Origin of the sequence: Pseudomonas sp. NFX1 (genome assembly GCF_051123555.1) — a bacterium.
GTDB classification, from domain to species: Bacteria; Pseudomonadota; Gammaproteobacteria; order Pseudomonadales; family Pseudomonadaceae; genus Aquipseudomonas; species Aquipseudomonas capeferrum.
Genome location: NZ_CP169366.1, coordinates 2,049,034 through 2,061,805 on the forward strand (window position 1 = coordinate 2,049,034; position 12,772 = coordinate 2,061,805).

Here is a 12,772-nt window from a genome sequence, read left to right on the forward strand (position 1 = left end):
CGGGTTATTCGGGGAAGAGCACGCGCAGATGCTCACTGCGGGCCAGCGACTGGCACGCCAGCGTCCAGCCCTGGTCAATTTCGTGGGGTTCCAGCGCGTCGTTGCGCAGCATCTCGACGGCGCCGCTTTCAACGGTGCACATGCAGGTGGCGCAGGCGCCGACCAGGCACGAACTGGGCGGCCTCAGGCCCGCACGGCGCATGGCATCGAGCAAGGTCTCGCCCTCGGCGCACGGCACCTCGAACTCCTCACCGTCCAGGCGTACCGAAAGCAGGCTGGTGGGGTGCGCAGTGTCGACGGCGACAGGCACGGCAACCGCCCCCTCTTCGGGCAACGAGACAAAACGCTCCACATGCACCTTGGCCGCCGGCATGCCGAGGGCCTGCAGCGCGCTGACCGTCGCATCCATGAACGGCCCGGGCCCACAGATAAAGGCTTCGGCATGGGCAAACGGGCGTGCCAGCTCGGCCAGCTGGCTGGCTGACGGTATGCCTTGCACCGAGTCCAGCCAGTGGATCACCTGCAAGCGCTGCGGGTGGGCGCTGGCCAGCAGCTTGAGCTGTTCGCGAAAGATCACCGAGGCTTCATCGCGGTTGGCATAAACCAGCAAGATCCGCCCGCTACCGGCCAACAACGCCGAGCGCAGGATCGACAGCATCGGCGTTACCCCGCTGCCGGCACCGAACAGCAGCAGGTCGGTGTCCAGCTGCGGCGGCACGAAGACACCGGCCGGGGCCAGCACCTGCAGGCTATCGCCGGCTTGCACGGCATCGCACAGCCAGTTCGAGGCGCGCCCGTCGCGAACCCGCTTGATGGTCACCCGCAGCGGCTCATCAAGCAGTGGGGTGCTGGACAGCGAGTAGCAGCGCGGTAACCAGCCATCACCGCAGGGCACACGCAAGGTCAGAAATTGCCCAGGCCGGTAGCGAAAATGCGCGATTTGCGCTTCAGGTAGTTCGAACTCCAGCGAACGGCTGTCAGCGGTTTCTTCAATCACGCGCGTGACGCGCAGGGTCAGGTAATCCAGGCTCATATCAGATGCTCACGGCTGTGGACTGTGCTGCGCGCCACTGCAGCGGCCGCCGCCTGCCCCGCACGCCGTCCGGAAAACACACAATCGGCCAGCGACAAGCCGCTGACGTACAAATGCGAAGGGATACCGATTGCCGTACGGCCCGCCGCGAACAGGCCTGCGATGGCCTGGCCTTGCCCATCAAGCACGGCGCCGTTGTGCTCATCGACCTTGAGGCCGCCGAGGGTCAGCGCGCCCAGCGGAAACAGCGGGTTGCCCACCGAGATGTCGCAGGCATAGAACGGCCCCTTGTCGAGCACTTGCCGGCTTTGCGCAGACTTGCCGAAAGGGTCGCTGGCATCGCCGCGGGCTGCGGCGTTGTAGGTCTGCAGTGCATTGCGCAGCTCATCGCTGCGCATGCCGGTGGCCTGCGCCAGTTGCTCGATGCTCTGGCCCTTGCGCGCCTGCAACAGCATCAGCACCAGTGCTGGCAAGCTCTGGAACCACCAGTAACCGGAGAACAGCGCTTGCTTGATGGACTGCTTGCGCAAGCGGGCGTCGAGCACCAGCCATGCCTTGCCCCCCTGCTCTTCGCACAGCGGCTGGCCCAGGGTGGCGCCGTAGACCTCTTCGTTGACGAAGCGCCGGCCCAGGGTGTTGACCACGATGCCCTTGGGCCAGCACAGCGGCGGGTTGATGAAGCGCCAGGCAGAAACCCGCGCCAGGCGATCGGCCACGGCACCGACGCTTAGCCCAAGGCGCAAGCCACTGCCGTCGCAGCCGGTGGCACCCACCTTGAAGTTGCGACGAAACTTCGGCGCATGCTGGCTGATCAGTTCGCGGTTGAAAATGAACCCACCGGTGCTCAACACCACGCCCCGCCTGGCCCGCACCAGCCGTGGCCTGGCAAAGGTGCGCTCGAGGTGGTGCAGGCGCTTGCGCAACGTGTCGCAGTAGCGCGGTGCGAAGTTTTGCAGACGCTCGGCACGTGCTGCCCATTTGGCGTGCAGCCGCGCCTCTTCGCTGCCAGCAGGCAGGCACCAGAGCTCCGCGCCCAGCACACAGCCGCTGTCATCGACCACCAGGCGCCGGGCCGCAGCCTGCACCTGGGCGCGCACACCCTCGCGCAAACATGCAGCCTTCAGGTGCGAATACAGCACCGCGCCGCACTGCCCCTTGCCCACGGTACGGTGGCCACGCGGGGCGGGTGGCAAATCACCGCGGTGCGAAGGCACCGTCTCATTGCCGGAGTAATACAGAAAACAGCCATCGGGTGGGTACGAGGTCTTGCCACCGGGCGGCATGCGGTGGTCGTAAGGCGCACCCTGGCGCTCCAGCCACGCCAGGTTGCTGGCGCTGTCCTGGCAAAAGCGCTGCAAGGTGGCGTCCGCCACCACGCCCTGGGTCTCGTGCTTGAGGTAGGCGAACATCGCCTCGGGCGTGTCGTCAAAACCCGCAGCACGCTGCTGGCGAGTGCCACCGCCGGCATAGACTACACCGCCACTCTTGGCGCTGGCGCCGCCGCCGGTGAAGCGGTCGACGACCAGTACATCAGCGCCCTGGGAGCGCGCTTCAAGGGCTGCGCAGGCACCCGCAGCGCCCCAGCCAATCACCAGCACATCACAGTGCTGATCCCAGCGCAGCGCCTCGGCATCGGCCACCTGCAGCGCGGGTTGGATATCGGTGCAGGTTGATTTGTCAGCAGCAGACATGGCGAATCCTCACGCATGGGCGGCAATGTGCCTGGCCGCGATGTAACCGAAGGTCATGGCCGGGCCGAGCGTGCCGCCGGCGCCGGGGTAGCTGGTGCCCATGACCGACGCCGAGCAGTTGCCAATGGCATACAACCCCGGGATCGCTACGCCGTCCTGGCAAACCACCTGCGCATGCTCGTTGGTCAACAACCCACCCTTGGTGCCGATATCGCCGGCGTCCAGGCGCATGGCGTAATACGGGCCCTTGCTCAGCGGTGCCAGGCACGGGTTGGGTTTGACGTTGCTGTCGCCGTAATAACGGTCGAAGACGTTGCCGCCACGGCCGAATTCGAGGTCGACACCGCTTTGCGCGTAAGCATTCATGCGCGCCACGGTCTCTTGCAGCCCTTGTGCATCGACGCCGATCTGCCCGGCCAGTGCCGCCAGGCTGTCGGCCTTGAAGTACAGGCTGTTGAGCCACTCCTTGCGCAAACGGCTGTCGGGCATCACCTGGGCCGGCATCAACGGGCCCATGGCGTAATTGAAGCGAAAGTGCCCATCGAAGATGACCCAGGCCGGAATGCTCTTGCCGCCGCCCTGGTTGTCGCGGTACATGGCATCGACAAACTCCAGGTATGGCGCGGCCTCGTTGACAAAACGCAGGCCCCGCCCGTTGACCACGATGGCGCCGGGGAAGGCGCGCTCGGCAAACACCCCGCGTGGTTTGTCTTCGCCGGGTACCGCAATGGTCGGTGCCCACCAGGCCCAGTCCATCAAGGCGGTTGCCGCCCCCAGCGCCTGGCCGGCCTGCAAGGCCGCACCGGTGTTGTTGCCCGGTGGCGTGGCGCTCCAGTTGCGTTGGGTGGGTTGCGGCAGGTACTGCTCGCGCAGCGCCTGGTTCTGCTCGAAGCCGCCCGAACCGAAGATCACCGCATGCCGGGCATGCAGTTCGACGACCTGGCCGTCACGGCGTACCTGCACACCACTGACGCGGCCGTTTTCGGTCAACAGCGCTTCAAAGTCGGTGTTCAGCCACAGCGGTACCTGGCGGTCCATCAATGAACGGCGCAGCGAAGCGACCAACGCGCTGCCCAACGCCGCACGGCGGTCACGGCGGCCCTTGCGCCGCCACTTGAAGTCCAGCTTGTAACGCAGCATCAGGCCCACGATCAGCAAGCGCCAACCGAATGAGCGCGACATGACTTTATGGGCATGCCGGGCCGTCCAGGCCACCCGGCCCATGAGCAAGGTCGAAGGCGATGGCTTGCGCAGGTTCTCCAGCTCGTCGCCGAGCAGGCTGGTGTCGAACAACTGCGGGTCGAGGGTGCGGCCGCCTTGCAGTGCGCCGGGCAATTGCGGGTAGTAATCCGGGTACTTCTCGGCCACGGCGTAGCGCACATGGCTGCTCTGCTCCAGGGCATGGATCATCTGCGGCGCGTGTTCAAGGTAGGCGCGCAAGCGCTTCTCGTCGCCGTGTTCACCCGTGGCGGCCTTGAGGTAGCGCAGCGCCAGGTCGACACTGTCGCGGCCGCCCTTGGCGGCAAAGTAGTGGTTGTTGGGGATCCAGATACCGCCGCCGGAAATCGCCGACGTGCCACCAAACTTGTCGCTTTTTTCGACGACCAGTACCGAGAGGCCCTGGTCGGCCGCAAACAGGGCCGACGTCATCGCACCGGCGCCGGAGCCAACGACGATCACGTCATAGTGGGAAGCAGGCTGAGCGTTAGCGTTCATTGTTGTTATGCCTTGGCTGTGTGATCGGATAATCCCGGCGCTGCGGCCAGGGGGCTGCGGGCGCGGCTCACACGTAGGGGTCAGGGTTGGGCAGGCCCAGTTGCACCGCCCCCAGGCTGCGGCTGAAGGCCATGTAGTTGTTGGCAATGTGCCCGCGCGCCTGGTGCAGGTCGCGGAACAGCCTGGCCACCGGGTTGGTGTTGTACAGCCCGGACGCGGCCATGCAGCGCAGCAGCTCGTTGACTTTTTCGGCACAGATATTGGTCACATAGGAGGACTGGTAGCGGTACAGCAGACGGGTTTCGACGTCCGGGTACTCGCCCGCCTCGGCCAGCGCCAGCAGGTGCGCGTAGTTGCGCTCCAGCACCAGGCGCAGGCCATCGACGATGATCGTCGCCTCGGCCACCGTGGTTTGCGCCACCGGGTCGTCGGCCGTGCGCATGCCATGCTTGCCAATGTGTGCGGCGGCGTTGGCACGGAACTCGTTGATGGCCCCTTGCAAGGCGCCGATGGCCGATGACGACACGGCACGGGTAAACACCTGGGCAAAGGGAATGGCGTAGATCGGGTTGGTGTTGACCAGGCGCCCCGGTGTCGCCTCAAGGGTGCAGTTGTTGGTGCGCTGCACGCGGTGCGCCGGCACGAAGGCGTCTTCGACCACGATGTCGTGGCTACCGGTACCGCGCAGGCCCAGGACGTCCCAGTTGTGTTCGATGCGGTAGGCACTGCGCGGGATCAGGAAGGTGCCGTGCTCGGCAGGCTGCTCGCCGCTTGCCGGCAATATGCCGCCGAGGAAGCACCATTGGCAGTGTTCACTGCCGCTGGAAAACCCCCAGCGGCCGCTGATGCGGTAACCGCCTTCAACCGGCTCGACCTTGGCCACAGGCATGTAGGTGGACGAGATCAATGTGGCTTGGTCCTGGCCCCATACCTCGCGCTGGGCCTCGACCGGGTAGCGCGCCAGTTGCCAGGGGTGCACACCGATCACCCCGTAGATCCAGGCCGTGGACATGCAGCCTTCGGCCAGGGTCATCTGGATTTCGAAGAAGGTGCGCAGGTCCACTTCGTAGCCACCGAATGCCCGCGGCTGCAAGGCCCGCAGCAAACCGGCCTGCTGCAGCTCGAACATCGTCTCGTCAGGTACCCGGAACTCTCGGTCCGCCTGCGCCGTGCGGCTTTTCAGCGCGGGCACCATACGCCGGGCGCGTTCCAGCAGTTCGACTTCTTCGGGCGTTTTTACTCGCATGCTGTCCATCCGTTCGTTCTCCCAATCTCGTTGCGCGGTTGCGCGGGCGGTGATTGATGATCGAACGCAGCAAACGATTATTCATCGTCAAAGCGGACTAGAGCACAGGCCTGTGGCGCCTTCCGTGGCACCGTCCGGGTTACACCGGGGCGCGTCGTGCAGCCCAGGGGCGGTCCTGTTCCAGTTGCGAAGCCAGGCGCAGCAGCACGTCCTCGCCCCCGAGTCGCGCGGTGAACATCATGCCCACCGGCATGCCGCTGTCGCTCATGCCCAGCGGCAGTGAAATCGCCGGTTGGCCACTGACGTTGGCGAGCACGGTGAAGCCGGCACTGCCCATGGCTTTTTGCGCATAGGTTTCGTAGGGCTGATTCAGCGACAGCTCCCCCAGGGCCGGGGTAAGGCTGGAGGTGACGGGCGACAAGATCACATCGAATCGCTCGAACTGTTGCTCCATGGCCATGCTGATATCTTCGAACGATTGCCGTGCGCGCACCACGCCCTCGCCCGTGACTTTGCTGGCGCGCGCCAACACGCCGAAGGTGATCAGCTCGAGGTCTTGCTGGCCCAACGCACGGCCGAGCGCTTTCTCCCGGTCATTGACCATGGCCAGCAAGGCATTGCCCATCGCCGCGCCATGCGCGCCGAACAACTGCTGGGGCGCAATGGGCAAACGCAATTCTTCAATCTCATGGCCCAGGCCGAGCAATTGCTTGACGGTTTGCTCAAGCACCTTGGCAACCGCAGGGTCCAGCGCCGCACCGGTCATGGACTCGCGCACCAGGGCCACCCGCAAGCGGCCCGGGTCGCGGCCAAGCTCTTGCACGTAGGGCCGTTGCAGCGGTTGCGTCCAGTAGGGGCTGCCAAGCTCATGCCCTTGCCCGGCGTCGAGGAACAAGGCCGTATCCCGCACGCTGCGCGACACCACGTTGGCGACGCTGGCACCGAACGAGGCTTCCAGGCGCATCGGCCCGCTGGGTGTGCGGTAACGCGTCGGCTTGAGCCCCACCACACCGCAATAGGACGCGGGAATACGGATCGAGCCACCGCCGTCGGTGGCATGGGCGACCGGGACAATGCCAGCGGCCACTGCGACGCTGGAGCCACCGGACGAGCCGCCGGCACTCATTGCCAGGTTCCATGGGTTGCACGTTTGCCCCCAGAGCAGCGACTCGGTGGTGGTGGTCAGGCCAAACTCGGGGCTGGTGGTCTTGCCGAACGGCACCGCGCCGGCCGCTTCATAGCGGCTGATCAAGGTGCTGGTGACACTGGCCGGCGGCGCATCCTTGAACAAGCGGCTGCCGTTACTGGTGCGGGTGCCCTGCAGGAAGGTGTTGAGGTCCTTGAGCAGAATCGGCACCCCTGCCAGCGAGCCCTGGCTCAGGGTGCCCGCCTGGCGCCTGGCGGCAAGCAGCGCCTTGGCGTAATCATCGTGGCGCATATTGACCGCGTTGAGCTTCGGGTTGACCTGCTCGCAGCGCGCAATGGCCGCCGCCAGCAGGTCTTCGGCGCTGAACTGGCCGGCCTGCAGGCCCTTGACCATGTCCCAGGCGTCCAGGCCAAGGTAATCGCTGGCCGACAGGCCCGCCGCCCGAGCATCGGCAAAACGCCCCAGCAGCCCTACCCCCACGGCCACGGCACCGGCCTTGAGGACCTGGCGCCGCGGCCACACCTGCACGGCCCCCTCAGCTGCCAAGCCTGCACTGTCGCCGAGGGGCAAAGAGTTCTTATCCATGTACTGAATTCCGCTTTTTTGTTGTGATTGTCATATGGTCGATGCACCCGCGGGCACAACCGCGCTCAGTCCGGGGTGATCTGCGCCACCATGGCTGCCAGAAAGTGCTCGCTGTACGGCGGCAACAAGCCCCATTCGCGGCGTGGGTCGTGCTCGGGCGCCTTGAGCACCGTGCGCATGTGGCTGAATTCGAGAAAACCTTCACGGCCGTGGTAATGGCCCATGCCAGAGGCGCCCACACCGCCGAACGGGGCGTCATGCAGGGCGGCATGCATCATGACGTCGTTGAGGGTGACACCGCCCGACAGGCTGTGCGACAGCACGTGCTGCTGCTCTTGCGGGTCAGTGCCGAAGTAGTACAGGGCCAGCGGCCGCGGCCCGGCGTTGATCCGGGCCAGCACGGGGTCGACCTCGTCATACGGCAGTACCACCATTGCCGGGCCGAAGATCTCTTCCCGCAGGATCAGGCTGTCGGCAGGTGGGTCGATCACCAGTTGCAGCGGACGGCGTCGGTTGCCCGCATCGACCGCTAGCGCGTAAGGCAGGCTCACCACGCGGGCACCGGCGCCCTGGGCCTGCTGAACCAGGTTTTCAACCCGCGCCAGGTGCCGGGCATTGACCACCGCGACCACATCCGGGTTGTCGCTGACCTCAGGAATCAGCTCGCGGTAGGTACTGGCAAACGCGTCGAGAAACCCTTCAAGCTGCTCACGCGGCACGTAGACCAGGTCCGGGTTGATGCACACCTGGCCACCGTTGGTGGTCTTGGACACGGCAATGCGGTACGCCGCCGTGGCCATATCGGCACTGCGCCCGACAATCACCGGCGACTTGCCGCCCAGCTCCAGGGTTACCGGCACCAGGTTGTCGGCGGCGTGGCGCATCACCGACTTGCCCACCTCGGTGCCGCCGGTGAACACAAGATGGTCGAAAGGCTGCGCGGTAAACGCCTTTGCCAGGTCTTCGCCACCGGTGACCACGGCCACTTCGAGCGGGTCGAACCAATCGCCTATCAGCTGGGCAATGAGCGCGGCGGTATGCGGTACCACCTCCGAAGGCTTGAGGATGGCCCGGTTGCCCGCCGCCAGGGCCGAGGCCAAGGGGCTCAGCAAGGTATACAGCGGGGCATTCCAGGTACCCAGGATGCCCACCGTGCCCTTGGGCTGATGCAGCACCCAGGCCTCGGCGCCCAGTTGGTCGTACGGCGTGAAGACTTTCCGAGGCTGATCCTGCATCCAGCCCTCCAGGTGATCGCGCGCATGCTTGAGCGACCCCAGCGAACCCAACACATCGTTCATCAGTGAAAAGCCTTGGGGGCGGCCGCCAAAATCGGCATCCATGGCCTCGGCCAACGCCATGTGGTGCGCAACCAGCATGTCGATCACGCGCTGGATACGGGCCCGGCGCGCCTGCGCGCTAACGGCCCCTGCTGCGGCAAACGCAGCCTTTTGCTCTGACAACAGGGCCGACAGACCGTCGACGGATGAAATTGCACAACCCATTGGTGCCTCCTCAACTGTTCAAAGGCCAGCATGTGCGCGCTGTACCCACCATGGCCGCCCACCTCGACGCCCTCACCGCAAACTAGCCCCAGACCTGCGCCGGGCGCCTCGTCCATGTAGACGAGTAGGCCGCAAACGTTAGTCCATTGAGACGATGTAAAGCCCCGCAACGCTGGGAATACTGCAAACACGCACAACCACTCCATGAGGCCCATCATGGCAACGCCTGCCTGTTTCGACCCCCAAGCGTTTCGCGCCGCGCTCGGCACCTTTACCACAGGGGTGACCATCATCACCACTCAGGCTGAAGACGGCACGCCGGTTGGCATCACCGCCAACAGCTTCAACTCGGTTTCGCTCAACCCGCCGCTGGTGCTCTGGAGCCTGGCGAAGAATGCCAGAAGCCTGCCGGTGTTCAGCGGTGGCCGCCACTGGAACGTGCACGTGCTGTCCACCGAACAGGAATGCCTGTCCGGGCGCTTCGCGCGCCAGGGCGAAGACAAGTTCGCTGAAATCGAGCTGGACACCGGCATCAGCGCCGCGCCCTTGCTGCAGGACTGCACCGCGCGCTTTCAATGCCGCACCGCCTTCCAATACGAAGGTGGCGACCATGTGATCTTTGTCGGTGAAGTACTGGCCTTCGACCACAGCGACCGCGCGCCGCTGGCCTTCCAGAGTGGCCAGTACGCCCTGGCGATGCGCAAGCCGCGCAGCGAACTGCGCCTGGCCACCACCCCGCCGCCGCCTGAATGCAGTTACACCGAAGACCTGCTTGGCTACCTGCTCGGCCGCTCGCACTACCAGATGCTGTATGCCTTGCGCCGGCTGTTGAAAAACCAACAGCTCGACGAGCACGCGTTCTTCATCCTTTCGACGCTGTGCATCCGCGACAACCTGAGCCTTGATGAAATCAACGCATTCGTCGGCTACACCGGCCACGTGGTCAGCGCGTCGAGCATGCGCTTTCTCGAACGGCAGAACCTGGTGGCCAGGGAAATCGACGACAACCAGGTGCGCTATGTGCTGACCGCCGATGGCCGCGCCGCCTCACTGCAGGAAGTGGCACTGGCCAAGGCCGTCGAGCAGGACATCGCCGCACGCCTGGGCGCCGGCGATGCCCAGGCACTCAAGGTGTTGCTCAAGCGCCTGATCGCCACCTCGGACCCTGGCTTGCCGGACCTCTGGGCGCCACGTTGAGGCAGCCCCGGCAGCACCCCGATAGCCCCCTGGATTGAAAGGACAGCCATGAGCATTCTGCAACGTTTCAACCTCACCGGCAGTGTCGCCATTGTCACCGGCAGCGGCCGCGGCATCGGCCGTGCCATTGCCCTGGCCTACGCCGATGCCGGCGCCGATGTGGTCTGTAGCGCGCGGTCACTGGCCGATGTCGAAGCCGTCGCCGATGCCGTGCGCAGCCGAGGGCGCCGCGCCCTGGCGATCAGCTGCGATGTCACCGACAGCGAGCAACGCATCGCCCTGGTCAGCCAGGCCCGCGAACAACTGGGGCGCGTCACCCACCTGGTCAACAACGCCGGCGGTGGCGGCCCGAACGACCCGCTGACGATGAGCCCCGAGGCCTTCGAGCAGGTGCTCAGCTTCAACGTCAGCGCCGCCTATGCGTTGTCCCAGCTGTGCGTGCCGCTGATGCGCGAAGCCGGCGGCGGCAACCTGATCAACATCACCTCGGTGGCAGCGCGCTATGCCCAGCGCCACTTCAGCGCCTATGGCACGGCCAAAGCGGCATTGACCCACCTGACACGGCTGCTGGCACAAGAGTTTGCACCGCAGATCCGGGTCAATGCCATCGCCCCTGGGCCGATCCTCACCGACGCCTTGGCCGGCGTGATGCCGGCTGCCATGCGCAGCGCGATGGAAGCCAACACCCCGCTCAAGTGCCTGGGCCAGCCAGAGGACATTGCCGCAGCAGCCCTGTACCTGGCGTCGCCCGCCTCGGCCTGGGTCACCGGCAAGATCATCGATGTCGATGGCGGCGCCGACGCCAGCGTCTGGCCGGGCTGAGCCTCGTTGCCGCGGCTGGCGCAAGCAGGCTGGCCTTTCGTTCACTTGTCACAGAGCGACCTTTTTATGGATGCGCACCTGATTGAAGCCTTGGGCGACGAGCTGTTCAGCGCCCTGCAAACACGCAAGAGCGTGGCGCCGCTGAGCCAGCGCCACGCCGACATCAGCCTGGACGATGCCTACCGCATCTCCCTGCGCCTGCTCGCCCGGCGTGAAGCCATGGGCGAGCGGGTGATCGGCAAGAAGATCGGCGTGACCAGCCGGGCCGTGCAGGAAATGCTCGACGTGCATCAACCGGACTTCGGCTTTCTCACGGATCGCATGCAGGTTGCTGGCGACAGCGACGTCAGCTTTGCCACCCACCGGTTGATCCAGCCCCGTGCAGAAGGCGAAATCGCCTTCGTGCTGGGCGACGACCTGAAAGGCGGCGAGGTCAGTGCAGACGATGTACTGGCGGCCACCGAGTGGGTGCTGCCGTGCTTCGAAATCGTCGACTCACGCATCGACAACTGGCAGATCCGCATTCAGGACACGGTGGCCGACAACGCCTCCTGCGGGGTATTCGCCCTGGGCCAGCAGCGCATCAACCCGCGCGAGCTGGACTTGGCCCAGGTTCAACTGCAGCTGTTCAAGAACGGCCACACCGCCGGCAGCGGCCTGGGCGCCGCCGTGCAAGGTCACCCTTGCAATGCCGTGGCGTGGCTGGCCAACACCCTGGGCAAGCTGGGCATCCCCTTTCGCAAGGGCGAAATCATCCTGTCCGGTGCCCTGGCACCCCTGGTGCCCGTCGCAGCGGGGGATTTCGTCAGCCTGTCATTGAGCGGCATGGGCGTGCTGCACCTGAACTTCGTGCCCTGACCCGCTCGCTTCAACTTCTTCTGATCGAGAACAATGCCATGCGCCAAAAGATCAAATGCGCCCTCATCGGGCCCGGCAATATCGGTACCGACCTGCTGTACAAGCTCAAACGCAGTGAAGTGCTGGAGCCGGTGTGGATGGTGGGCATCGATGCCAACTCCGAAGGCCTTGCCCGCGCCGCCGAACTGGGCCTGAAAACCACCAGCGACGGTGTCGACGGCTTGCTGGCACATGTCCTTGAAGACGGTATCCAGATCGCCTTCGATGCCACCTCCGCATATGTGCACGCCGAAAACAGCCGCAAGCTCAATGCCCTGGGTGTGCTGATGATCGACCTGACACCCGCCGCCATCGGCCCTTACTGCGTACCGCCGGTCAACCTCGAACATAACCTTGGCCTGGGCGTGATGAACGTGAACATGGTCACCTGCGGTGGCCAGGCGACCATTCCGCTGGTGGCTGCGGTATCCAGCGTGCAACCGGTGGCGTATGCCGAAATCATCGCGACGGCAGCGTCCAAGTCGGTGGGCCCCGGCACGCGCAAGAACATCGACGAGTTCACCCGCACCACCGCTGCGGCGGTCGAGCAGGTGGGCGGGGCGAAAAAGGGCAAGGCGATCATCATCGTCAACCCTGCCGAGCCGCCGCTGATCATGCGCGACACCGTGCATTGCCTGACCGAAGACGAGCCCGACCAAGCCGCCATCAGCGCCGCCATCGCGCAGATGATCGAGCAGGTGCAGCGCTATGTGCCGGGGTACAAGCTGGTCAACGGGCCGGTGTTCGACGGCAACCGGGTGTCGATCTTCATGGAAGTCGAGGGCCTGGGCGACTACCTGCCCAAGTACGCCGGCAACCTCGACATCATGACCGCTGCCGCCGCGCGCACCGCCGAAATGTTTGCCGAAGCGATGCTCAAGGGCGAACTCGCGCTGCCCCGCCCTGCCCCCCAACCTGCCACCGTTTAAGGAACGC

The 12,772-nt window shown here is 65.4% G+C and carries 10 protein-coding genes; 4 read left to right on the top strand and 6 right to left on the bottom strand.

Annotation, left to right across the window (positions count from 1 at the left end):
- Nucleotides 1-4: 4 nt before the first annotated feature.
- The 6 genes from DJ563_RS08940 to DJ563_RS08965 form a co-directional block, all read right to left on the bottom strand.
- Nucleotides 5-1,033, bottom strand: coding sequence for a ferredoxin--NADP reductase (locus DJ563_RS08940; RefSeq protein WP_274099783.1), 1,029 nt, complete (start codon nucleotides 1,031-1,033; stop codon nucleotides 5-7).
- Nucleotides 1,030-2,724, bottom strand: a complete 1,695-nt coding sequence (locus tag DJ563_RS08945; protein ID WP_434519313.1) for an FAD-binding protein — start codon at nucleotides 2,722-2,724, stop codon at nucleotides 1,030-1,032. Before DJ563_RS08945 ends, DJ563_RS08940 begins: the two co-directional genes overlap by 4 nt.
- Nucleotides 2,725-2,733: 9 nt before the next feature.
- Nucleotides 2,734-4,440 (bottom strand): FAD-dependent oxidoreductase, encoded by a 1,707-nt coding sequence (locus DJ563_RS08950; protein ID WP_274099785.1) that lies wholly within the window; start codon nucleotides 4,438-4,440, stop codon nucleotides 2,734-2,736.
- A 67-nt stretch (nucleotides 4,441-4,507) separates the two neighbouring features.
- The gene (locus DJ563_RS08955) at nucleotides 4,508-5,695 is read right to left on the bottom strand and encodes an acyl-CoA dehydrogenase family protein (protein ID WP_434519314.1); all 1,188 of its coding nucleotides are present in this window, start codon (nucleotides 5,693-5,695) and stop codon (nucleotides 4,508-4,510) included.
- Nucleotides 5,696-5,825: 130 nt separating this feature from the next.
- Entirely contained in the window at nucleotides 5,826-7,418 is a 1,593-nt protein-coding gene (locus DJ563_RS08960) for an amidase (RefSeq protein WP_274099324.1), read from the bottom strand.
- A gap of 65 nt (nucleotides 7,419-7,483) precedes the next feature.
- The gene (locus DJ563_RS08965; protein WP_434519315.1) at nucleotides 7,484-8,920 is read right to left on the bottom strand and encodes a coniferyl aldehyde dehydrogenase; all 1,437 of its coding nucleotides are present in this window, start codon (nucleotides 8,918-8,920) and stop codon (nucleotides 7,484-7,486) included.
- Nucleotides 8,921-9,136: 216 nt separating this feature from the next.
- Here DJ563_RS08965 and DJ563_RS08970 point away from each other — a divergent pair, with 216 nt between their 5' ends.
- The 4 genes from DJ563_RS08970 to DJ563_RS08985 all read left to right on the top strand — a co-directional run bounded on the left by DJ563_RS08970 (nucleotide 9,137) and on the right by DJ563_RS08985 (nucleotide 12,765).
- Nucleotides 9,137-10,117, top strand: coding sequence for a flavin reductase (locus DJ563_RS08970; protein WP_186664390.1), 981 nt, complete (start codon nucleotides 9,137-9,139; stop codon nucleotides 10,115-10,117).
- A gap of 48 nt (nucleotides 10,118-10,165) precedes the next feature.
- Nucleotides 10,166-10,939, top strand: coding sequence for a glucose 1-dehydrogenase (locus DJ563_RS08975; RefSeq protein WP_274099326.1), 774 nt, complete (start codon nucleotides 10,166-10,168; stop codon nucleotides 10,937-10,939).
- A gap of 66 nt (nucleotides 10,940-11,005) precedes the next feature.
- Nucleotides 11,006-11,797, top strand: coding sequence for a fumarylacetoacetate hydrolase family protein (locus tag DJ563_RS08980; protein ID WP_274099327.1), 792 nt, complete (start codon nucleotides 11,006-11,008; stop codon nucleotides 11,795-11,797).
- Between the two features lie 38 nt (nucleotides 11,798-11,835).
- A complete protein-coding gene (locus DJ563_RS08985; protein ID WP_434519316.1) occupies nucleotides 11,836-12,765 on the top strand; it encodes an acetaldehyde dehydrogenase (acetylating) in 930 nt (309 codons plus the stop codon).
- The last annotated feature ends 7 nt before the right edge of the window (nucleotides 12,766-12,772 follow it).